A 21,478-nucleotide genomic window follows, 5' to 3' on the forward strand; every position below is an offset into this window, starting at 1 on the left:
GAAGATAAAACATGACAAAACGTGTAACAATTATCGAAGTAAAAGATTACGTTGGTCAAGAAGTCACTATCGGTGCTTGGGTTGCCAACAAATCTGGAAAAGGGAAAATTGCCTTCTTGCAATTGCGTGATGGAACAGCCTTCTTCCAAGGTGTGGCCTTTAAACCAAACTTTGTAGAAAAATTTGGTGAAGAAGTGGGGCTTGAGAAGTTTGATGTCATCAAACGCTTGAGCCAGGAAACTTCTGTTTATGTGACAGGTATTGTCAAAGAAGACGAACGTTCTAAGTTTGGTTATGAGTTGGACATTACAGACATCGAAGTGATCGGTGAATCTCAAGATTACCCAATCACTCCAAAAGAACACGGAACAGACTTCTTGATGGACAACCGTCACTTGTGGTTGCGTTCACGCAAACAAGTCGCTGTCATGCAAATCCGTAACGCTATCATCTATGCGACTTATGAGTTCTTCGACAAGAACGGCTTTATGAAGTTTGATAGCCCAATTCTTTCAGGAAATGCTGCAGAAGATTCTACAGAACTTTTCGAAACAGACTACTTCGGAACACCAGCCTACTTGAGCCAATCTGGTCAGCTTTATCTTGAAGCTGGGGCTATGGCTCTTGGTCGTGTCTTTGACTTTGGTCCAGTATTCCGTGCTGAAAAATCAAAAACTCGTCGTCACTTGACTGAATTCTGGATGATGGATGCGGAGTACTCATACTTGACACACGATGAGTCACTTGATTTGCAAGAAGCTTATGTAAAAGCATTGCTTCAAGGTGTTCTTGATCGTGCTCCTCAAGCCTTGGAAACCTTGGAACGTGACACTGAGCTTTTGAAACGCTACATTGCAGAGCCATTCAAACGCATCACTTACGATCAAGCCATTGACCTCTTGCAAGAGCATGAAAATGATGAAGACGCTGACTACGAGCATCTTGAACATGGTGATGACTTTGGTTCACCACACGAAACTTGGATTTCAAACCACTTTGGTGTGCCAACATTTGTCATGAACTACCCAGCAGTCATCAAGGCCTTCTACATGAAACCAGTTCCTGGAAATCCAGAGCGCGTGCTTTGTGCAGACTTGCTTGCGCCAGAAGGTTACGGAGAAATCATCGGTGGTTCAATGCGTGAGGAAGACTACGATGCCCTTGTTGCGAAGATGGAATCACTTGGTATGGATCGTACAGAATACGAATTCTACCTTGACCTTCGTAAATACGGTACAGTACCACACGGTGGATTTGGTATCGGTATCGAGCGTATGGTAACCTTCGCAGCTGGAACTAAACACATCCGTGAAGCTATTCCATTCCCACGTATGTTGCACCGTATCAAACCTTAATAGCCATAAAAACGCCGTCTGGCGTTTTTATACTCTTCGAAAATCTCTTCAAACTACGTCAGCTTCACCTTGCCGTATATATGTTACTGACTTCGTCAGTTCTATCCACAACCTCAAAACAGTGTTTTGAGCAGCCTGCGGCTAGCTTCCTAGTTTGCTCTTTGATTTTCATTGAGTATTACTTTAAATGAAAGAGGTGGAGAAAATGTAGGCAAATCTAGGTAAGTCTTTTAGAAACAATTATATTACATATTGAAAGAGAGAAAACAATGTTTAAAAGAACTTACAAACGCAATATTCCACTCTTAGCAGGTCTGGAATTCACTTCTTATTTTGGAATCACCAGTTTTTGGATTTTATTTTTCATTCAAAATGGTCTTTCCTTACTTCAAATCGGCCTATTAGAGAGTATCTTTCATGGGACAAGTCTCTTGTGTGAAATTCCCTCTGGTATGTTGGCCGATCGATTTAGTTACAAGACCAATCTCTATTTGGCTCGCTTGGCCAGTATTGTGTCCTCTATCTTGATTTTGTTTGGTAAGGGGAATTTTTGGATTTATGCGATTGCTATGATGGTTAATGCTTGGTCCTACAATTTTGACTCGGGGACCAGTACCGCTTTCTTATATGATTCGGCAGTTGAAGCGGGTCAAAAGGACCGTTATCTTCAGATTTCTAGCTTTTTGTCTGGTGTGGCAGAAGTCACTCGAACTCTAGGTACAGTTGTGGCAGGCTTCTTTATTCACGGAGCATTGGCCTGGACCTATCTGCTTGCTATAGGATTTTCATTTCTTTCTATCGTTTTGATTTATTTTATGAAAGAACCAATGGCCAAGAGAGAGAAAAATGAAGTCTTAACCTTTAAAATGATTGTCCAGCAAGTTCGTAAAGAATGGCAGGAAAAACCAGTACTCTTTTACTGGATGCTGACTTACCAGCTAGTCGGGACACTCATGTGTATGTTTTACTTTTATTATCAGCAGAAAATAAGTGACTTAGCAGGATGGCAGGTTTCACTGGTTATGCTGATTGGTAGTGGGTTAAATCTTATAGCGGTTTATGTAGCTAGTCAAATCGGTAAAAAATGGAATAGTAATCGAGTTTTTCCGACTCTTGTTGCACTAACGGGCTTGGCCTTGTTGTTGGTGTTTTCAGGGACCCCCTTTGCTTTTCTTCTTGTATATCTTTTAACTGATACACTTTATGCAGTTTATCAGCCGATCTATTTCAATGACTTACAAGGTTATTTATCTTCCAGTGTAAGAGCAACTATGCTTAGTATCAATTCCATGCTCTTTAGTCTTTCCATGATTGTCATATTTCCACTGACAGGTTGGTTGATCGATCGTTGGGGTCTTGTAGCTGTCTTTTTAGTTCTAGGTCTTATCTTGCTTTTAACCTACCCTATCCTAATAATCGGTCTAAAAAGGATGGGCAAGGTATTGGACAAGGACTTAAAAACTGAGTAAAGCACGAAAACCTATTTGCCCAAAGGATCATCCTGTGGTACAATAGCAAGAGGAAAAGGAGAAGAGTATGATCGATGTAGAAGAAATTCTAAGTAAGATGAATCCCAATCAAAAGATCAACTATGACCGTGTCATGCAAAAGATGGTCCAAGTTTGGGAAAAAAATGAAGAAAGACCCACTATTCTCATGCACGTCTGTTGTGCTCCTTGTAGCACCTACACTCTAGAGTACTTGACCAAGTATGCGGATGTGACTATTTATTTTGCTAATTCCAATATCCATCCTAAAGCTGAGTATCACAAGCGTGCCTATGTAACCAAAAAGTTTGTCAGTGATTTCAATGAACGGACTGGCAACAAGGTTCAATATCTAGAAGCACCCTATGAACCCAACGAATACCGTCAGCTGGTCAGAGGTTTGGAAGAAGAACCGGAAGGTGGCGATCGTTGCAAGGTTTGTTTTGACTATCGTCTGGATAAGACAGCGCAGGTGGCTATGGACTTGGGCTTTGACTACTTTGGCTCAGCCCTAACCATCAGTCCCCATAAGAATTCACAAACCATCAATAGTATCGGGATTGATGTGCAGAAAATCTACACCACGCATTATCTTCCGAGTGACTTTAAGAAAAATCAAGGCTATAAACGCTCTGTAGAAATGTGTGAAGAGTATGACATTTATCGCCAATGCTACTGTGGCTGTGTCTATGCCGCTCAAGCCCAAAATATTGACTTGGTACAGGTCAAGAAGGATGCAACCGCCTTTATGGTAGATAAGGATATCGAAAAAGACTATTCGCATATCAAGTTCACTGTTACGAAGTTAGATATTTAGACGAAAACCTGCCCAATGTGGCAGGTTTTTTGCTAACAAAAGGTGGTAGAATAGAAATCAATGGAGCAAGTCTTGAATTCCTAGTTCGAGCTTGTGAGACTTCAATAAACATGTGAATTCTTAAAACTTGTGAATAAAAGAAAAAATTTTGATTGGGGATATTTGGAATCTAGAAGACAGATAAACAGTTTAATGCTGTTTCAAGAAAAAAATGGAAAATTTATTGATATTTTTTATTTTTAATCCAGGGAGTTTAGCAATGCTGTGGTAAAATTATTCCTTTTTTGCATTTATACAACTTATTTAACGCTGTATTTATTCTTGTGATATAATGTCAAATTATAGAGTGGAGGTCATTCAGAATGATTGATAAAGTAATTGAACAATATAAAAGTCATGATAATCTTGATATTCGAGTAGAATTGCATAAGAAGTATTCAAAAAATAAACTGGGATTTAATAATTGGATATTTTCTAACTATCAAATCACTGATGAAGTAAAGGTGCTAGAATTAGGATGTGGTACAGGAGAACTGTGGAAAAGTAATAGTGATTCTATAGATAAAATGAAGCAGTTGGTTGTTACAGATTTTTCTCAAGATATGGTAAAAACAACGAAGTCAGTAATTGGAAATAGAGACAATGTCAACTATGAAATAATGGATATTCAAAAGATTTCTTTTGAGAATGAAACCTTTGATATTGTTATTGCTAATATGCTTCTACATCATGTGAAAGATATTCCTAAAGCTCTTTCTGAGGTGAATAGGGTCTTAAAAATAGGAGGCATTTTTTACTGTGCTACATTTGGTGAAAATGGGGTTGTAGATTATTTGGCAAGTTTATTTAGAGATGAAGTTGATCAAGATTTAGAAAATAAAACGTTTACTTTACAAAATGGTAAAATGTACCTGAGTAGGTATTTTAACTCTGTCGATACATTACTCTATGATGATGAGTTACAGGTAACTAGTATAGATGACCTAGTTAAATACATCCAATCGTTTAAAGGAATTTCAGAAATAGGTTCACTAGAAGAGGAAATAATACGTAAAAGATTGGAAAGTGAGTTTAATAATGGTATGTTGATCATTCCTAAAGAATATGGTATGTTTATCGCTCGAAAATAAAGTTAAGGGAACGAAAGTATGAAAAATTACGGAGAAGCTTTTCGATATTTTAGAAAATTAAACGGATATTCTTTAGAGTATGCTGCATCTGATTCTATATCAAAATCTCAACTCTCTAGATTTGAAAGGGGAGAAAATGAAATTTCTCTCTCAACGTTTTTTGAATTATTATCAAATATCAATGTTTCGATCGAGAATTTTTGTAATTATCTAGAACATTATAAAAGATCGGAGCTTGATGATTTTTTGGTTAATTTATCTCCAAATTTTTATAGTTTGAATACTAAAGGATTGGAGGAAATAAAAAATGAGCAACAAAAACTTTTTGAGAAGAGTGGAGAAAAAACTTATAGAATAAATACAATTATGGTTCAGGGACTATTAAATCAGATAGATTGTAATTATGTAGTTAGTAGAGATGATCTAAATTTAGTATATGACTATTTATTCCAGAAGGAACGATGGGAGTCCTATGAGATAGCGCTGATTGGTAATTTATATCATCTTTTTGAAATAGATTATATCTACAGGGTCGGAAAAGAAATACTAGAGCGTACACATTATTACGAAAAAATCGGTAAGAATAGAAATTTAGTTGTGTCAGCTTGTTTAAATTTTTGGTTCTGTTGCCTTGAAAATTCACATCTATCATATGCAGACTACTTTGAAATGAAATTAAGAAAATTATTAAAAGATGACACAAAAGTCTTTGAAAAATCTACATTCAAGTTTGTAGAAGGATATAAAATCTACCTGATAGAATCTAAAGAATCTGGAATTAAACAAATGCAAAATGTCATTAAATATTTTGAGTTTATTGAATCTAAAAATATTGCTTTATATTTTCAAAAACGATTAAATGAGCTGGTAGATTAATAGCATTTTCTCTGTTAAGGTATCCTTTTAAAAAGTTGTACTAAAAGATTGATGTTATATTGAAATACAAAAACTAAATATTTTGATACGAAGGTGATTTGTATTTTTTTATACCGATTATCTTCGTATTTTTTGTATTAAACGATAGAAGATTGTTCTTAACTTACAAGGAACAAAGACATATCAGTAAAACTATTTGTTTTGAATATCACGTGAATTCTGCATAAATCTCTTTCTAGTAATGTATTGCAACTCTACTATAACGGTTTTATTCCTTTTTTGTGTTTACACAACTTATTTTACACTATCCAAAAAACGAGGTCAGGATTTAAATCCTGACCTCTGACAACTTTACCGATTCTTTAGTTCTACATAGCGTTTGTACCAAATGTTGACATAGGCTTCTGAGAAAGGACCTCGCTCATTGTTAATCCAATCAACAAGAATCTTAACATGCTCTTTCAGAATATAGTCTAGATCAGAAGAATACTTCATTTTTCGCTTGTGTCGTTCATACTCCTCAACGTCCAAGAGGCGTTTCTCACCATCTGTAAAAACTTTAACATCCAAATCATAGTCAATGTATTTTAAAGCTTCTTCATCCAGATAGTAAGGACTTGCCATATTGCAGTAGTAGGAGATACCATTTTCACGAATCATAGCGATAATATTAAACCAATATTTCTTGTGAAAGTAAACAATAGCCGGTTCTCGAGTCACCCAACGACGACCGTCACTTTCGGTAACAAGTGTGTGGTCGTTGACGCCGATAATAGCGTTCTCTGTTGTTTTTAGTACCATGGTGTCTCGCCAAGTACGGTGAAGACTCCCATCATGCTTATAACTTTGAATTGTAATAAAGTCGCCTTCTTTTGGAAGTTTCATAACTAACCAACTTTCTACAATTTATAAGTTTATCGTTTACTATTGTATCACATTTTTGTTTAAAGTTCTTAGTTTTTTCATGAAAAAATTAAAGATATTCTCTGAGAGCGCTAGCTATATCCGAAAAATCATAACCTTTTCTAGCTAAAACTTGGGTCAAACGTTGTTTCAGTTCGTATCCTTCATACTTTCGTGAGTATTTTGGGTATTGCTTATCTAACTCTTTAAAAATAAGTTCCTGAACGGTACCTTCTTCGACCTGGCTGTCCAATTGGTCAAAGGCTGTTTTGGCTTCTGTGTAGGAAAATCCTTTATTGGTTAGGCCTTGGATAATCTTATCCTGTAGAGCACGGGCAGGTAATTTCCCCTGGTATTTTTTCAATAGTTTTTCAGCTGTGCGCTCTGCGACTTCCGTCATATCAAATTCTTGTAAGACTTCTTGGATAATGGATTTGGCAACCCCTTTTTGAGAAATCTTCTGCATCAGCATATAGCTTCCCTTATCTCCTGAAAGCTGATTGGAATTGATGATAGCTTGAGCATATTGGCGATCATTGATCCAATTATCATCTTTTAAAGACTGGATAACTTTGGAGATGATGTTCTCATCAATTTCATGTTTGGCAAGATAATCTCTAACTTCTTTTTCAGTACGGGCCTTGAATGATAAGTAGTAGAGAGCTAGATTTTTACTGTAGGAAAATTGTGCAAAGGATTTAATCTCAGTTAGTTCTTCAGCTGAGATCTCTTTCCCTTTTGTCAACATAAAGCGAACAATGGTATCCTCTGTAATGTAGCAGGAATTGTCGCTATCAAGCTCGAGCAGATAGAGTCGTTTTTTCTTTTCAAGTTTTGTGATTTTCATGGTTTACCTCTTATCCAAATGCTTCGAAGGCAGCAACGAGTCGAAGTTTGTTGCTATCAACCAGTTCCCTCCCGTAATAGTCGAGAAATAGTTCAGCATATTTGGGATCTTTTAAGTTGTAATTGAGGGACCAAACTGCCCAAAAGAGATCGATATGTCGGTCACTGAAATCAGCCAAACCAAGGTCAATAAAACAAGAGAAATGGCTGGCATCTTTAAGAATAAAGTTTGGAAGGCAGGCATCCCCATGAATAAAGGCATTAGTTTTTAAAAGATGCCCTTGTTCTTGGATGAGTTGGAAGGCCTCTTCGCGACTGTTAATCTGGAATTGGGGTAGGAGCGCCTTGGCATAGAACTCTCCTTTTTCATAGTTTTTAAAGGCTCGTTCTTTATAGGCTTTTAAATGATTTTCTGATGGAAAATTTTGTGGGTTTAAGTTGTGAAGCTTTTTAAGAGCCTCTGCCATTGTTCGGCAGATTTTTTCTGGCTGGTCTAAAAAAGCGAGAGCATCATGACCAATAGCCTCTTTAGTCAGGAGGTAGTCTTTATCTGTTGATAGATAGTGGATGACTGGAGTTCCTATTCCCTCTTGTTCAAACCAACTGGCAATGCTAGCTTCTCGCTCTAATCTTCCCTTTTGATCAATTTTTAAATAGTAACCTGAGTCAAGATAAAGAACCCTTGCGCCTGAATGAGAAGAGCTGTCAGAAAGGCTTGCCCCCTCTATATAAGTTCGTAATTGCTCAGGAAAATCCAATGAGGAAAAAGATATCTTTGTATTCATGGTTTTATTGTAACATATTCTTAACCATTGAGAAACTACGTGGTATAATAGACTTATGAATCTAAAAGTCAAACAAAAAATTCCATTAAAAATCAAGCGTATGGGGATAAACGGGGAAGGTATCGGATTTTACCAGAAAACCCTCGTTTTTGTTCCAGGTGCCCTCAAGGGAGAAGATATCTATTGTCAGGTGACTTTGGTTAAGCGTAACTACGTTGAGGCTAAATTGCTTGAGGTCAATAAAAAATCCAAGTTTCGAGTAGTTCCCGACTGTACCATTTATAATGAGTGTGGTGGCTGTCAGATCATGCACCTTCATTATGACAAGCAGTTAGAATTCAAGACGGATCTTCTCCATCAAGCTCTGAAGAAATTTGCACCTGCAGGCTACGAAAACTTTGAAATCAGACCAACTATTGGCATGCAGAAACCTAAGTATTATCGGGCTAAACTGCAATTTCAAACGCGAAAGTTTAAAGGTCAAGTCAAGGCAGGTTTGTATGCTCAGAATTCCCATTATTTGGTCGAGTTAAAGGACTGTCTTGTTCAAGACAAGGAGACACAAGCGATTGCCAATCGCATCGCTGAACTCTTGACTTACCATCAAATTCCGATTACGGATGAACGGAAAATCCTTGGAGTTCGGACCATCATGGTTCGTCGAGCACGGAAAACTGGGCAAGTCCAGATTATCATTGTCACCAATCGCCAATTGAATTTGACTCAATTTGTGAAGGACCTAGTCAAGGATTATCCTGAAGTAGTGACTGTCGCAGTCAATACCAATACTGCTAAAACTTCTGAGATTTATGGGGATAAGACTGAGATTATTTGGGGGCAGGATAGTATACGCGAAGGTGTATTAGACTATGAGTTTTCTCTTTCACCTCGAGCTTTCTATCAACTCAATCCTGAACAGACTGAAATTCTCTATAGTGAAGCCGTTAAGGCCTTGGAAGTGACTGAAGACGACCATCTGATCGATGCCTATTGTGGTGTTGGGACCATTGGTTTTGCCTTTGCTAAAAAAGTCAAAAGTTTGAGAGGGATGGATATTATTCCCGAAGCTATTGAGGATGCCAAAGAAAATGCTAAGCGCATGGGGTATACCAATACCCACTATGAGGCTGGAACTGCAGAAGAAATTATTCCTCGTTGGTACAAGGAAGGCTATCGTGCCGATGCCTTGATTGTGGACCCGCCACGTACAGGTTTAGATGATAAGCTCTTGGATACCATTGTCAAATACGCTCCTGAAAAGATGGTTTATGTATCCTGCAATGTGTCTACCTTGGCGCGTGATTTAGTCCGATTGCTAGAGGTTTATGACCTGCATTATATCCAGTCTGTTGACATGTTTCCACACACGGCTAGAACAGAAGCAGTGGTCAAATTAACGAGGCGCAAGCCAGCTTCCAAATAGAAAAAGGCAACTAGAAAGTTTTTGAAAAGAAGACTTCTAGTTACAGAGTAAGATTTGCAAGCTCCCTCTATTTATGATAAAATAAGTAGAAAATAAAATGAAAAAAGAGGTATGTGAAATGTCACGTAAACCATTTATCGCTGGTAACTGGAAAATGAACAAAAACCCAGAAGAAGCAAAAGCATTCGTTGAAGCTGTAGCATCAAAACTTCCTTCAGCTGATCTTGTTGAAGCAGGTATCGCAGCTCCTGCTCTTGACTTGACAACTGTTCTTGCTGCTGCTAAAGGTTCAAACCTTAAAGTTGCTGCTCAAAACTGCTACTTTGAAAATGCAGGTGCTTTCACAGGTGAAACTAGCCCACAAGTTTTGAAAGAAATCGGTACTGACTATGTTGTTATCGGTCACTCAGAACGTCGTGACTACTTCCACGAAACAGACGAAGACATCAACAAAAAAGCAAAAGCAATCTTTGCTAACGGCATGCTTCCAATCATCTGTTGTGGAGAGTCACTTGAAACTTACGAAGCTGGTAAAGCAGCAGAATTCGTAGGTGCTCAAGTTTCAGCTGCTCTTGCTGGATTGACTGCAGAACAAGTAGCTTCATCAGTTATCGCTTATGAGCCAATCTGGGCTATCGGTACTGGTAAATCTGCTTCACAAGACGACGCACAAAAAATGTGTAAAGTTGTTCGTGACGTTGTAGCTGCTGACTTCGGTCAAGAAGTAGCTGACAAAGTACGTGTTCAATACGGTGGTTCAGTTAAACCTGAAAACGTTGCTGAATACATGGCTTGTCCAGACGTTGACGGAGCTCTTGTTGGTGGTGCATCACTTGACCCAGAAAGCTTCTTGGCATTGCTTGACTTTGTAAAATAAGCCTTAAATATCTGAGACAGACAGTTCCCTCTCTCGAGGTTTTGGCTGCCTGTCTTCTTTTTAGTAAAATGGCGTGCGAAAGCACGCTCTTTTCTGCATTTTAGAAGAAAAAGAAAGGAGAATTATGCTTTATATTTGGTCTTATCTCAAACGCTATCCCAAGTGGTTAGTGTTAGACTTTCTCGGGGCAATTTTCTTTGTCATTGTCAATCTAGGTTTACCAACAGTTTTAGCCCGCATGATTGACCAGGGAATCAACCAAGGTGATCAGGATAAACTCTATTTTTGGGCCGTAATCATGTTGGTTATTATCGTCTTGGGAACATTTGGACGGGTTGTTCTGGCTTATGCTGCTAGTAAACTGACCACGAATATGGTTAAGGACATGCGGGATGATGTCTATGCTAAGCTGCAAGAGTATTCTCATCACGAGTACGAGCAAATCGGTGTGTCTTCACTAGTCACTCGTATTACCAGTGATGCCTTTGTCCTCATGCAGTTTGCGGAACAAACGCTTAAGTTGGGTGTTATCACTCCCATGATGATGCTGTCGAGTATTCTGATGATTTTCTTGACCAGTCCTTCACTAGCTTGGATTGTGGCTTTTTCCGTTCCTTTTCTAGCTGTAGTAGTTATTTATGTGGCGGTGAAAACGCGTCCCTTATCTGAAAAACAACAGAAAACTTTGGATAAGATTAACCAGTATGTCCGTGAAAATTTGATGGGGCTACGAGTAATTCGTGCCTTTGCTCGTGAAGATTTTCAAGAAAAACGTTTCGAAGAGAAAAATGCAATCTATGCAGATAATTCGAATCGCTTGTTCAAATTGACTGGTTTGACGGAGCCGCTTTTTGTGCAAATCATTATCGCTATGATTGTAGCTATCGTTTGGTTTGCTCTAGATCCTCTCAAGCAAGGAAGTTTGCAGATTGGGGATTTGGTAGCCTTCATCGAGTATAGTTTCCACGCCCTCTTGTCTTTCTTATTCTTGTCAAACCTCTTTACCATGTATCCACGTACGGCTGTGTCTAGTGAGCGTTTAAAGGAAATCATGGATATGCCGATTTCCATTGATCCAAATGAGGACGGAATTCAAGAGACAGAAACACATGGTTACTTAGAATTTGATAATGTGACCTTTGCTTATCCTGGGGAAACAGAAAGCCCTGTGTTGCATAACATTTCCTTTACTGCTAAACCGGGAGAAACCATTGCTTTTATTGGTTCGACTGGGTCAGGTAAGTCTACTCTAGTTCAGTTAATTCCACGTTTCTACGATGTTACACTGGGGAAAATTAAGGTCGATGGTGTTGATGTCCGGGATTACCGTCTCAAATCACTCCGCCAGAAAATTGGTTTTATTCCACAAAAAGCCTTGCTCTTTACAGGGACTATCGCAGATAATCTCCGTTACGGAAAAGAGGACGCCAGTCATGAGGACTTGCACCAAGCAGCTGATGTAGCCCAAGCCAAAGACTTTATCGAAAGTCGAGAAGAAGGTTTTGCAACTCATCTGGCTGAAGGGGGAAGCAATCTATCAGGTGGTCAAAAGCAACGCTTGTCGATTGCCCGCGCAGTCATCAAGGGTCCAGATATCTATATCTTTGATGATTCCTTCTCAGCCTTGGACTACCGTACAGATGCTATCTTGCGCCGTCGTCTCAAGGAAGTGACTCAAGATGCTACGGTATTGATTGTTGCGCAACGTGTTGGAACCATTATGGATGCGGACCAGATTATCGTCCTTGATAAGGGCGAAATCGTTGGTCGTGGCCGTCATGAAGAATTGATGGAAACCAATGACATCTATCGAGAAATTGCTGAGTCGCAGTTAAAAAATGCGTCTCTGACAGAAGAATAGGAGGTAAAGGATGAAACAACAATCTAGTCTAGCTCGTCTATGGAGCTATTTAAAAGCCTACCGCTTCTCTGTTTTCTTTGCAGTCTTCTTGAAAATAGTCAGCGTCATTATGAGTGTTATCGAGCCTTTCGTATTGGGACTTGCTATCACTGAGTTAACCAGCAATCTTCTTGCCATGGCAAATGGTGTTGCAGGAGCAGGGATTAATACTAGCTATATCGCAGTGATTCTGGTGATCTATCTCTTGCGTGGCCTTTTTTATGAGTTGGGTTCTTACTACTCAAACTATTTCATGACCAATGCGGTGCAGTCCATGATACAGGATTTGCGAAATGAAATGAGCGAAAAAATCAACCGCATCCCTGTGTCTTACTTTGACAAGCACCAATTTGGAGATTTGCTGGGACGTTTTACTAGTGATGTAGAGACCGTATCTAATGCACTCCAACAATCCTTCTTACAGATTGTTAATGCAGTCTTTACCATTATTTTTGTTATGGGAATGGTCCTCTATCTAAATCTTCAGCTGGCTATCATTGTTATCTTGTCGATTCCAGTGACTTATTTTGGAGCTAAAACGATTCTAAATCGTTCCCAGCCTTATTTTAAACAACAGGCAGCTATCTTGGGACGCATGAATGGATTTGTACAGGAAAACTTGACAGGTTTTAATGTTTTGAAGCTCTATGGACGTGAAGAAAACTCGCAGCAGGAATTTGCAGCTATTACAGATGAATTGCAACAGATTGGTTTTAAGGCTAGCTTTATCTCAGGTTTGATGATGCCTGCTCTTCACATTGTATCTGATTTAACCTACCTGATTGTTGCAGTATTAGGTGGATTGCAGGTTATTGCAGGGCGCTTGACGATTGGTAATATGCAGGCCTTCGTTCAATATGTATGGCAAGTCAGCCAACCAATCCAAAATATCACTCAATTAGCTGGGCAAATGCAAAGTGCTAAGTCTTCGCTTGATCGTGTTTTTGAAGTTTTAGATGAACAGGAAGAAGTTCAAAGTGAGGAAGTAAAAGACTTGGCACCATTGACAGGTCAAGTTAGTTTCAAAAACGTCGATTTCCAATATGTGGAAAACAAACCATTGATTCGTAATTTCAACTTAGATGTTGAACCTGGAGAGATGGTAGCCATCGTAGGACCAACTGGAGCAGGTAAAACAACCTTGATAAACCTTCTCATGCGTTTTTACGATGTAACAGCTGGTGCCATTTTAGTGGATGGACAAGATATTCGAGACTTGTCTCGTCAGGACTATCGTCGCCAGTTTGGCATGGTCTTACAGGATGCCTGGCTCTATGAAGGCAGTATCAAGGAAAATCTTCGCTTTGGAAATCTTGAGGCAACAGATGAAGAAATCGTTGAAGCTGCTAAGGCTGCCAATGTTGACCACTTTATCCGTACTCTTCCTGGTGGTTACAACATGGAGATGAACCAAGAGTCAAGTAATATTTCTCTTGGTCAGAAGCAGTTGTTAACTATCGCGCGTGCTCTCTTGGCTGATCCAAAAATTCTAATCCTTGACGAAGCGACCTCATCAGTCGATACGCGTCTAGAACTCTTGATTCAAAAGGCCATGAAGCGTTTGATGAAAGGGAGAACAAGCTTTGTTATCGCCCATAGACTTTCGACTATTCAGGAAGCGGACAAGATTTTGGTGCTGAAAGATGGACAGATTATCGAACAAGGAAATCATGAAAGTCTCTTAGCTGCAAAAGGTTTCTATTATGACCTTTACCAAAGTCAATTTTCTAGTAAAAACAGTGAAAATAGCTAGGATAAATAGCCACTCATTTTCTTAAATTATCAGTCAATTAGAACTTTTTTAATATGGGTTAATTTTCTTGCGTTTGTCTACTAGATGTAGTATACTGAGATAGTAATCAATAAATATGGTTGCAAAAATAATATTATGAGGTGAGAAAGATGGTAGAATTGAAAAAAGAAGCAGTAAAAGACGTAGCAACATTATCTAAACCAGCGGCAGAAGCGCTAGTAAATACAAAGGAAGTTTTGAATCAAGCAGTAGCTGACTTGTATGTAGCACATATCGCTCTTCATCAAGTACACTGGTACATGCGTGGACGTGGATTCATGGTATGGCATCCTAAGATGGATGAATATATGGATAGCCTTGATGGTTACCTTGATGAAATCAGCGAACGCTTGATTACACTTGGTGGAAAACCATACTCTACTTTGACAGAATTTCTTCAACACAGTGAAATTGAAGAAGAAGTTGGAGAGTTCCGTAATGTAGAAGAAAGTTTGGAACGTGTTCTTGAAATTTATCGTTACCTCATCACTCTTTTCCAAAAAGCTTTGGATGTAACAGATGAAGAAGGTGATGATGTAACCAATGATATCTTCGTTGGTGCTAAGGCAGACCTTGAAAAAACAGTCTGGATGCTTGCGGCAGAATTAGGACAAGCACCTGGTTTGTAAGATACTCTATTTTGTCAAAAATCCGTAGAAGATTTCTACGGATTTTTTCTATTTCGGAGGGCGTTCCAAAACAGTCTTTTTTCAAGATTTTTGATAAAATAGAACTATCAATAAAAAGGATGAAAGTATGCTAAAGAAAATCGTAGCCATCTGGGCACAAGATGAAAAGGGTGTAATCGGAAAAGAGGATCGCTTACCATGGCATTTGCCAGCAGAGTTAAAACATTTTAAAGAAACAACCTTGAATCATGCCATCTTGATGGGACGTGTCACCTTTGATGGAATGGGACGACGATTGCTTCCAGGACGTGAGACTCTGATTTTGACGCGCAATCCTGAAGAGTCAATTGAGGGTGCTCTGGTTTTCCAAAATGTTGAGGATGTTTTAGACTGGTACCATAAACAGGATAAAAATCTCTATATCATTGGGGGCAAGCAGATTTTTCAGCTTTTTGAACCTTATCTCGATGAGATTATTGTGACACAAATCCATGCTCAAGTTGAAGGGGATACTTTTTTCCCAGCAGATTTTGACTTGACTGTTTTTGAGACTCTTGCAAGCAAATCTTATAGCAAAGATGAGAAAAATGCCTATGATTTTACCATCGAATATAGAAAGAGAAAGGAAGTCTAATGGAACGTAGTATATTTGGTTTTTTCACAGCTTTGCTGTGTTTGGTCTGTTTGCTTGCTGGAGCACAGGCTTTTCGTAAAAAGCGCTTTGGACTTGCTACTCTACTTTGGCTTAATGCTTTTACAAACTTGGTGAATAGCATTCATGCTTTTTATATGACCTTATTTTAGATAGAAAAATCATTTAGAACGGAAGGGAATCATGCCTACAAATAGGAAAAATGATATGATGGTTTATTGCTCATTTTGTGGCAAAAGCCAAGAAGAAGTTAAAAAAATAATCGCTGGGAACAACGCCTTTATCTGTAATGAGTGTGTGGAGTTGGCCCAAGAAATCATTCGTGAGGAGTTGGCAGAGGAAGTCCTAGCAGACTTGTCTGAAGTACCAAAACCAATCGAACTCCTGAATATTTTGAACCACTATGTGATTGGTCAAGATCGTGCCAAACGTGCTTTGGCAGTTGCTGTATATAACCACTACAAACGCATCAATTTCCATGACACTCGTGAAGAATCAGAAGATGTGGATTTGCAAAAGTCAAACATTTTGATGATTGGTCCAACTGGTTCAGGGAAGACTTTCCTTGCTCAAACTCTTGCTCGAAGTTTGAATGTACCATTTGCTATTGCTGATGCAACAGCCCTTACTGAGGCTGGTTATGTAGGTGAGGACGTGGAAAATATCCTCCTCAAACTCTTGCAGGCAGCTGATTTTAACATCGAACGTGCAGAACGTGGAATTATCTACGTAGACGAAATCGACAAGATTGCTAAGAAGAGCGAGAACGTTTCTATCACACGTGATGTATCTGGTGAAGGTGTGCAACAAGCTCTCCTCAAGATTATCGAGGGAACTGTAGCCAGCGTACCACCTCAAGGTGGACGTAAACATCCACAACAAGAAATGATTCAAGTGGACACTAAGAATATCCTCTTTATCGTGGGTGGTGCCTTCGATGGCATCGAAGAAATCGTCAAACAGCGTCTAGGTGAAAAAGTTATTGGTTTCGGACAAAATAACAAGGCCATTGACGAAAATAGTTCTTACATGCAAGAAATCATCGCAGAAGATATTCAAAAATTCGGAATTATTCCTGAGTTGATTGGACGCTTGCCAGTCTTTGCAGCACTTGAACAGTTGACTGTGGATGATTTGGTTCGAATCTTGAAGGAGCCAAGAAATGCCTTGGTCAAACAATACCAGACCTTGCTTTCTTATGATGATGTAGAGCTTGAATTTGACGACGAAGCCCTTCAGGAAATTGCAAACAAAGCCATCGAACGTAAAACTGGTGCCCGTGGTCTTCGTTCAATCATCGAAGAAACCATGCTAGACGTTATGTTTGAAGTTCCAAGTCAAGAAAATGTGAAAACAGTTCGTATCACAAAAGAAGCGGTTGACGGAACGGCTAAGCCAATTCTAGAGACAGCCTAGAGGTGACTATGGAAATCAATACACACAATGCTGAGATTTTGCTGAGTGCAGCCAACAAGTCCCACTATCCGCAGGATGAACTTCCTGAGATTGCTCTTGCAGGTCGCTCAAATGTTGGAAAGTCAAGCTTCATCAACACCATGCTCAATCGTAAGAATTTAGCTCGTACTTCAGGAAAACCAGGAAAAACACAACTACTCAATTTCTTTAATATTGATGACAAGATGCGTTTTGTGGATGTACCTGGTTATGGTTATGCCCGTGTTTCCAAAAAGGAACGTGAAAAATGGGGTCGTATGATTGAGGAGTACTTGACTACTCGAGAAAATCTTCGAGCGGTTGTTAGTCTCGTTGACCTTCGTCATGACCCGACGGCTGATGATGTACAGATGTACGAATTTCTTAAGTATTATGAGATTCCTGTCATCATTGTAGCGACAAAGGCAGACAAGATTCCGCGTGGTAAATGGAATAAGCACGAATCAGCTATTAAAAAGAAATTAAACTTTGATCCAAGTGATGATTTCATCCTCTTTTCTTCAGTGACAAAAGCAGGAATGGACCAAGCTTGGGATGCTATTTTAGAAAAATTATGAGGAATACATATGGCAAAAACAATTCATACAGATAAAGCTCCAAAGGCAATCGGACCTTATGTTCAAGGAAAAATTGTTGGCAATCTTTTGTTTGCTAGCGGTCAAGTACCTCTATCTCCTGAAACTGGAGAAATCGTAGGAGAAACGATCCAAGAACAGACAGAGCAAGTTTTGAAAAACATTGGAGCTATTTTAGCAGAAGCAGGGACAGATTTTGACCATGTGGTCAAAACAACCTGTTTCTTAAGCGATATGAACGATTTTGTACCCTTCAATGAGGTTTACCAAACAGCCTTTAAAGAGGAATTTCCAGCTCGTTCAGCTGTAGAAGTAGCTCGTCTTCCTCGCGATGTAAAAGTCGAAATTGAAGTCATCGCAGAGATTGGATAAGCGAGTTGAAGTTTGGTTCTTCCAAACTTCTTTTGATATAAGGAGACAATGATGACAAAGAAACAACTTCACCTGGTGATTGTGACAGGGATGAGTGGTGCAGGAAAAACCGTAGCCATTCAATCCTTTGAAGATTTAGGATATTTTACCATTGATAATATGCCACCTGCCCTCTTACCAAAATTTTTACAGTTGGTTGAGACCAAGGATGATGACCACAAGTTGGCCCTAGTGGTGGATATGCGTAGTCGTTCTTTCTTCTCAGAGATTCAGGCTGTCTTGGATGAATTGGAAAATCAAGATGATTTGGACTTTAAAATCCTCTTTTTGGATGCAGCAGATAAGGAATTGGTGGCACGTTATAAGGAAACTAGAAGAAGTCACCCTCTGGCAGCAGATGGTCGTATTTTGGACGGAATTAAGCTGGAACGTGAACTCTTGGCACCCTTGAAAAATATGAGTCAAAACGTGGTTGACACAACAGAGTTAACTCCTCGTGAACTCCGTAAGACCATTGCAGAGCAGTTTTCAGACCAAGAACAGGCTCAGTCCTTCCGTATTGAGGTTATGTCTTTCGGGTTTAAATATGGCATTCCTATTGATGCTGACTTGGTATTTGATGTCCGTTTCCTCCCAAATCCCTACTATCTACCAGAACTTCGCAATCAGACAGGTGAAGACCAGGACGTTTATGACTATGTTATGAATCATGAGGAATCTGAGGATTTCTACCGCCATTTGTTGGCCTTGATTGAACCAATCCTACCTGGCTATAAGAAAGAAGGAAAATCTGTTTTAACCATTGCAGTAGGTTGTACAGGAGGACAACACCGGAGTGTTGCCTTTGCCAAACGATTAGCCAATGATTTGTCTAAGAATTGGCCTGTAAATGAAAGCCATCGTGATAAAGACCGAAGAAAGGAAACGGTAAACCGTTCATGAGAAAACCAAAAATTACGGTGATTGGTGGAGGAACCGGAATCCCTGTTATTTTAAATAGTTTAAGGGAAAAGGATGTGGAAATTGCAGCCATTGTAACCGTTGCGGATGATGGCGGTTCTTCAGGCGAATTGCGTAAAAATATTCAACAGTTGACACCTCCAGGGGATTTACGTAATGTTCTTGTGGCCATGTCAGATATGCCAAAATTCTATGAAAAGGTCTTTCAATACCGTTTTTCTGAGGATGCAGGTGCTTTTGCTGGTCATCCATTAGGAAACATTATCATAGCTGGCTTATCTGAAATGCAGGGTTCAACCTATAATGCTATGCAATTACTGAGTAAATTTTTCCATACGACAGGAAAGATTTATCCATCTAGTGACCATCCCTTGACACTCCATGCCGTCTTTAAAGATGGAACAGAAGTAGCTGGAGAAAGTCACATTGCAGACCATCCAGGCATGATTGACCATGTTTATGTCACCAATACCCTGAATGATGAAAAACCCCAAGCAAGTCGCCGAGTTGTTAATACAATTCTTGAGAGTGATATGATTGTCTTAGGGCCTGGTTCACTCTTCACCTCCATTTTGCCGAATATTGTCATTGAAGAGATTGGACAAGCCCTTCTTGAAACCAAGGCTGAAATTGCCTATGTCTGCAACATCATGACTCAGCGCGGAGAGACAGAACATTTCTCAGATAGTGATCACGTAGCAGTCTTGCATCGTCATCTTGGTCGTCCCTTTATTGATACCGTACTTGTTAATATTGAAAAGGTTCCAAGAGACTATATGGACACCAATCGTTTCGATGAGTATCTAGTTCAGGTTGAGCATGATTTTGATGGTTTGCATCAACAAGTTCCCCGTGTCATTTCATCCAACTTCCTACGTTTGGAAAATGGTGGTGCTTTCCATGATGGGGATTTAATCGTGGATGAATTAATGCGCATCATACAGGTGAGAAAATGAGTTTCACAGTAGCAGTAAAAGAAGAAATCCTAGGTCAACACCACCTGAGTCGCTATGAATTATCAGCCATTATCAAGATGTCTGGAAGCGTAGGTTTGTCTAGTTCTGGCTTGACCTTGTCCGTTGTTACAGAGAGTGCCAAACTTGCCCGCCATCTCTATGAATCGTTTTTACACTTTTATGGTATCAAGTCGGAGATTCGTCATCATCAGAGAAGCAATCTTCGTAAAAATCGGGTCTATACTGTGTTTACAGATGAACAAGTCCAAGAACTTTTAGCGGATTTGCGTTTGGCTGATTCTTTCTTTGGTCTGGAGACGGGAATTGATCCGGATATTTTAGGAGATGAAGAAGCAGGTCGTGCCTATCTTTGTGGTGCATTTTTAGCAAATGGGAGTATTCGGGATCCCGAGTCAGGCAAGTATCAGCTGGAAATTAGTTCAGTTTATCTGGACCATGCCCAAGGGATCGCTTCGCTCTTGCAGCAGTTCTTGTTAGATGCCAAGGTGATTGAACGAAAAAAAGGTGCAGTGACCTATCTCCAGCGAGCAGAAGATATTATGGATTTCCTGATTTTAGTAGGAGCTATGGAGGCACGTGATACTTTTGAAGGTGTCAAGATTCTCCGAGAAACTCGAAATGACCTCAATCGTGCCAATAATGCAGAGACGGCAAATATTGCTCGTACGGTTTCTGCAAGCATGAAAACCATTAATAATATCAGTAAAATCAAAGATAGAATTGGCTTGGATAATCTGCCAGCAGACTTGCAGGAAGTTGCCCGTCTGCGTATCCAGCATCCAGACTATTCTATTCAAAAGTTGGCAGATAGTCTGACAAATCCCTTAACCAAAAGTGGTGTCAATCATCGCCTGAGAAAGATCAACAAAATTGCAGAGGAACTGTAAAATATAATATATTGATGTTCAAAAAAGATATATCGAGATTGATGTTTAAAAATTTTTAAAATAACCTCAAATCATAACCACCCGTCTAACGGGTGGTTTGCACCAGGGCTATAAGCCCAAATTACCAGCCAGCGCCTAAAGACGCTGGCTTTCACGTTGTTCAAGCCGCATTGCTCTTGACTCGTCACTTGCCTCTTAAAGAGGCGTGAGTATTACTTGCCACTATCCCTAAAGGGATCCTCATATTCTTTTACACTTAATTTATCTAGTGCTATATCATGCTTTTCCTGACCTTGTATGTATTTCCTTATCGTGGCTTCATTAAGCCCTACTGTACTCACATAATAACCTTCTGCCCAGAAATGCCGATTCCCAAACTTGTACTTGAGGTTGGCGTGTTTGTCAAACATCATGAGTGCACTTTTACCTTTTAAATAACCCATGAAACTCGAAACACTTATCCTTGGTGGAATACTTACTAACATATGTACATGGTCTGGCATTAAGTGACCCTCGATAATTTCAACTCCCTTATAACTACACAAGCGATGAAATATTTCACCTAAACTACTCCGATATTGATTATAGATGACTTTTCGTCTATACTTAGGGGTGAACACAATGTGATACTTACAGTGCCACTTTGTGTGTGATAAACTATGAGACTTTTGTACCATGGTTTTCTCCTTTCGCTTTACAATTGGCTTGAACACCTTTATTGTATCGCGTTTGGAGTTTTTTTGGTATAACCTTCGACGCGCACCCGCATAGCGGGTGGTT

22 protein-coding genes are annotated in these 21,478 nt (G+C 39.4%); 18 read left to right on the forward strand and 4 right to left on the reverse strand.

The genetic code is table 11. The features are described from left to right. Nucleotides 1-11 precede the first annotated feature (11 nt). From asnS to QM867_RS06890, 5 genes are all read left to right on the forward strand, one after another. The gene (gene asnS, locus QM867_RS06870) at nt 12-1,355 is read left to right on the forward strand and encodes an asparagine--tRNA ligase (protein ID WP_414315411.1); all 1,344 of its coding nucleotides are present in this window, start codon (nt 12-14) and stop codon (nt 1,353-1,355) included. A 269-nt stretch (nt 1,356-1,624) separates the two neighbouring features. Further along, nucleotides 1,625-2,824: an MFS transporter gene (locus QM867_RS06875; protein WP_414315412.1), complete on the forward strand. Its 1,200-nt coding sequence runs from the start codon at nt 1,625-1,627 to the stop codon at nt 2,822-2,824. Nucleotides 2,825-2,891: 67 nt separating this feature from the next. Continuing rightward, nucleotides 2,892-3,659 carry an epoxyqueuosine reductase QueH gene (locus QM867_RS06880; RefSeq protein ID WP_000567559.1) on the forward strand — a complete coding sequence of 256 codons (768 nt, stop codon included), beginning with the start codon at nt 2,892-2,894 and terminating at the stop codon, nt 3,657-3,659. A 362-nt stretch (nt 3,660-4,021) separates the two neighbouring features. Next, complete coding sequence (locus QM867_RS06885; RefSeq protein WP_414315413.1) at nt 4,022-4,789, forward strand: class I SAM-dependent methyltransferase; 768 nt, start codon at nt 4,022-4,024, stop codon at nt 4,787-4,789. 18 nt (nt 4,790-4,807) lie between these two features. Beyond that, on the forward strand, nt 4,808-5,665 hold the full coding sequence (locus tag QM867_RS06890) for a helix-turn-helix domain-containing protein (protein ID WP_414315414.1): 858 nt from the start codon (nt 4,808-4,810) through the stop codon (nt 5,663-5,665). A gap of 351 nt (nt 5,666-6,016) precedes the next feature. Here QM867_RS06890 and QM867_RS06895 read toward each other — a convergent pair whose 3' ends face one another. The 3 genes from QM867_RS06895 to QM867_RS06905 all read right to left on the reverse strand — a co-directional run bounded on the left by QM867_RS06895 (nt 6,017) and on the right by QM867_RS06905 (nt 8,199). Then, the gene (locus QM867_RS06895) at nt 6,017-6,550 is read right to left on the reverse strand and encodes a DUF402 domain-containing protein (protein WP_000775325.1); all 534 of its coding nucleotides are present in this window, start codon (nt 6,548-6,550) and stop codon (nt 6,017-6,019) included. Nucleotides 6,551-6,638: 88 nt separating this feature from the next. Beyond that, a complete protein-coding gene (gene recX, locus QM867_RS06900) occupies nt 6,639-7,415 on the reverse strand; it encodes a recombination regulator RecX (protein ID WP_414294317.1) in 777 nt (258 codons plus the stop codon). A gap of 10 nt (nt 7,416-7,425) precedes the next feature. Continuing rightward, nucleotides 7,426-8,199 (reverse strand): aminoglycoside 3'-phosphotransferase, encoded by a 774-nt coding sequence (locus QM867_RS06905; protein WP_414315415.1) that lies wholly within the window; start codon nt 8,197-8,199, stop codon nt 7,426-7,428. A gap of 55 nt (nt 8,200-8,254) precedes the next feature. On the opposite strand from QM867_RS06905, the gene rlmD reads away from it, so the two are divergent. The 13 genes from rlmD to whiA all read left to right on the forward strand — a co-directional run bounded on the left by rlmD (nt 8,255) and on the right by whiA (nt 20,698). Further along, nucleotides 8,255-9,622, forward strand: coding sequence for a 23S rRNA (uracil(1939)-C(5))-methyltransferase RlmD (gene rlmD / locus QM867_RS06910; RefSeq protein WP_414315416.1), 1,368 nt, complete (start codon nt 8,255-8,257; stop codon nt 9,620-9,622). A 118-nt stretch (nt 9,623-9,740) separates the two neighbouring features. Further along, on the forward strand, nt 9,741-10,499 hold the full coding sequence (tpiA, locus tag QM867_RS06915; protein WP_075232122.1) for a triose-phosphate isomerase: 759 nt from the start codon (nt 9,741-9,743) through the stop codon (nt 10,497-10,499). Nucleotides 10,500-10,623: 124 nt separating this feature from the next. Beyond that, a complete protein-coding gene (locus tag QM867_RS06920; RefSeq protein WP_414315417.1) occupies nt 10,624-12,360 on the forward strand; it encodes an ABC transporter ATP-binding protein in 1,737 nt (578 codons plus the stop codon). Nucleotides 12,361-12,370: 10 nt separating this feature from the next. Continuing rightward, the gene (locus tag QM867_RS06925) at nt 12,371-14,152 is read left to right on the forward strand and encodes an ABC transporter ATP-binding protein (RefSeq protein ID WP_414315418.1); all 1,782 of its coding nucleotides are present in this window, start codon (nt 12,371-12,373) and stop codon (nt 14,150-14,152) included. Between the two features lie 149 nt (nt 14,153-14,301). Next, nucleotides 14,302-14,820 carry a Dps family protein gene (locus QM867_RS06930; RefSeq protein WP_075232119.1) on the forward strand — a complete coding sequence of 173 codons (519 nt, stop codon included), beginning with the start codon at nt 14,302-14,304 and terminating at the stop codon, nt 14,818-14,820. A gap of 127 nt (nt 14,821-14,947) precedes the next feature. Further along, on the forward strand, nt 14,948-15,454 hold the full coding sequence (locus QM867_RS06935; protein WP_414315419.1) for a dihydrofolate reductase: 507 nt from the start codon (nt 14,948-14,950) through the stop codon (nt 15,452-15,454). After that, nucleotides 15,454-15,624, forward strand: a complete 171-nt coding sequence (locus QM867_RS06940; RefSeq protein ID WP_315639470.1) for a hypothetical protein — start codon at nt 15,454-15,456, stop codon at nt 15,622-15,624. Before QM867_RS06935 ends, QM867_RS06940 begins: the two co-directional genes overlap by 1 nt. A gap of 31 nt (nt 15,625-15,655) precedes the next feature. Next, complete coding sequence (clpX, locus tag QM867_RS06945) at nt 15,656-16,888, forward strand: ATP-dependent Clp protease ATP-binding subunit ClpX (RefSeq protein WP_006145154.1); 1,233 nt, start codon at nt 15,656-15,658, stop codon at nt 16,886-16,888. A gap of 8 nt (nt 16,889-16,896) precedes the next feature. Next, a complete protein-coding gene (yihA, locus tag QM867_RS06950; RefSeq protein ID WP_006148034.1) occupies nt 16,897-17,484 on the forward strand; it encodes a ribosome biogenesis GTP-binding protein YihA/YsxC in 588 nt (195 codons plus the stop codon). A gap of 9 nt (nt 17,485-17,493) precedes the next feature. Then, nucleotides 17,494-17,874, forward strand: a complete 381-nt coding sequence (locus QM867_RS06955) for a RidA family protein (protein ID WP_001140420.1) — start codon at nt 17,494-17,496, stop codon at nt 17,872-17,874. A gap of 51 nt (nt 17,875-17,925) precedes the next feature. Further along, entirely contained in the window at nt 17,926-18,816 is an 891-nt protein-coding gene (gene rapZ / locus QM867_RS06960; RefSeq protein ID WP_414273216.1) for an RNase adapter RapZ, read from the forward strand. Continuing rightward, nucleotides 18,813-19,790 (forward strand): YvcK family protein, encoded by a 978-nt coding sequence (locus QM867_RS06965; protein ID WP_414315420.1) that lies wholly within the window; start codon nt 18,813-18,815, stop codon nt 19,788-19,790. The genes rapZ and QM867_RS06965 overlap by 4 nt, the downstream gene beginning before the upstream one ends. Continuing rightward, entirely contained in the window at nt 19,787-20,698 is a 912-nt protein-coding gene (gene whiA / locus QM867_RS06970; protein ID WP_153225748.1) for a DNA-binding protein WhiA, read from the forward strand. The genes QM867_RS06965 and whiA overlap by 4 nt, the downstream gene beginning before the upstream one ends. A 212-nt stretch (nt 20,699-20,910) precedes the next feature. Here the strand turns inward: whiA and tnpA are convergent, their stop codons facing one another. Beyond that, nucleotides 20,911-21,375 (reverse strand): IS200/IS605 family transposase, encoded by a 465-nt coding sequence (gene tnpA / locus QM867_RS06975; RefSeq protein WP_414315421.1) that lies wholly within the window; start codon nt 21,373-21,375, stop codon nt 20,911-20,913. Nucleotides 21,376-21,478: the final 103 nt, after the last annotated feature.

It is taken from the genome of Streptococcus infantis, from assembly GCF_047463635.1.
GTDB lineage: Bacteria > Bacillota > Bacilli > Lactobacillales > Streptococcaceae > Streptococcus > Streptococcus infantis_W.

Bases quoted from the DNA above. Each gene is read 5' to 3' on its own strand.
- asnS (WP_414315411.1), top strand. From the start codon at position 12: ATGACAAAACGTGTAACAATTATCGAAGTAAAAGATTACGTTGGTCAA.
- QM867_RS06875 (WP_414315412.1), top strand. From the start codon at position 1,625: ATGTTTAAAAGAACTTACAAACGCAATATTCCACTCTTAGCAGGTCTG.
- QM867_RS06880 (WP_000567559.1), top strand. From the start codon at position 2,892: ATGATCGATGTAGAAGAAATTCTAAGTAAGATGAATCCCAATCAAAAG.
- QM867_RS06885 (WP_414315413.1), top strand. From the start codon at position 4,022: ATGATTGATAAAGTAATTGAACAATATAAAAGTCATGATAATCTTGAT.
- QM867_RS06890 (WP_414315414.1), top strand. From the start codon at position 4,808: ATGAAAAATTACGGAGAAGCTTTTCGATATTTTAGAAAATTAAACGGA.
- QM867_RS06895 (WP_000775325.1), bottom strand. From the start codon at position 6,550: ATGAAACTTCCAAAAGAAGGCGACTTTATTACAATTCAAAGTTATAAG.
- recX (WP_414294317.1), bottom strand. From the start codon at position 7,415: ATGAAAATCACAAAACTTGAAAAGAAAAAACGACTCTATCTGCTCGAG.
- QM867_RS06905 (WP_414315415.1), bottom strand. From the start codon at position 8,199: ATGAATACAAAGATATCTTTTTCCTCATTGGATTTTCCTGAGCAATTA.
- rlmD (WP_414315416.1), top strand. From the start codon at position 8,255: ATGAATCTAAAAGTCAAACAAAAAATTCCATTAAAAATCAAGCGTATG.
- tpiA (WP_075232122.1), top strand. From the start codon at position 9,741: ATGTCACGTAAACCATTTATCGCTGGTAACTGGAAAATGAACAAAAAC.
- QM867_RS06920 (WP_414315417.1), top strand. From the start codon at position 10,624: ATGCTTTATATTTGGTCTTATCTCAAACGCTATCCCAAGTGGTTAGTG.
- QM867_RS06925 (WP_414315418.1), top strand. From the start codon at position 12,371: ATGAAACAACAATCTAGTCTAGCTCGTCTATGGAGCTATTTAAAAGCC.
- QM867_RS06930 (WP_075232119.1), top strand. From the start codon at position 14,302: ATGGTAGAATTGAAAAAAGAAGCAGTAAAAGACGTAGCAACATTATCT.
- QM867_RS06935 (WP_414315419.1), top strand. From the start codon at position 14,948: ATGCTAAAGAAAATCGTAGCCATCTGGGCACAAGATGAAAAGGGTGTA.
- QM867_RS06940 (WP_315639470.1), top strand. From the start codon at position 15,454: ATGGAACGTAGTATATTTGGTTTTTTCACAGCTTTGCTGTGTTTGGTC.
- clpX (WP_006145154.1), top strand. From the start codon at position 15,656: ATGCCTACAAATAGGAAAAATGATATGATGGTTTATTGCTCATTTTGT.
- yihA (WP_006148034.1), top strand. From the start codon at position 16,897: ATGGAAATCAATACACACAATGCTGAGATTTTGCTGAGTGCAGCCAAC.
- QM867_RS06955 (WP_001140420.1), top strand. From the start codon at position 17,494: ATGGCAAAAACAATTCATACAGATAAAGCTCCAAAGGCAATCGGACCT.
- rapZ (WP_414273216.1), top strand. From the start codon at position 17,926: ATGACAAAGAAACAACTTCACCTGGTGATTGTGACAGGGATGAGTGGT.
- QM867_RS06965 (WP_414315420.1), top strand. From the start codon at position 18,813: ATGAGAAAACCAAAAATTACGGTGATTGGTGGAGGAACCGGAATCCCT.
- whiA (WP_153225748.1), top strand. From the start codon at position 19,787: ATGAGTTTCACAGTAGCAGTAAAAGAAGAAATCCTAGGTCAACACCAC.
- tnpA (WP_414315421.1), bottom strand. From the start codon at position 21,375: ATGGTACAAAAGTCTCATAGTTTATCACACACAAAGTGGCACTGTAAG.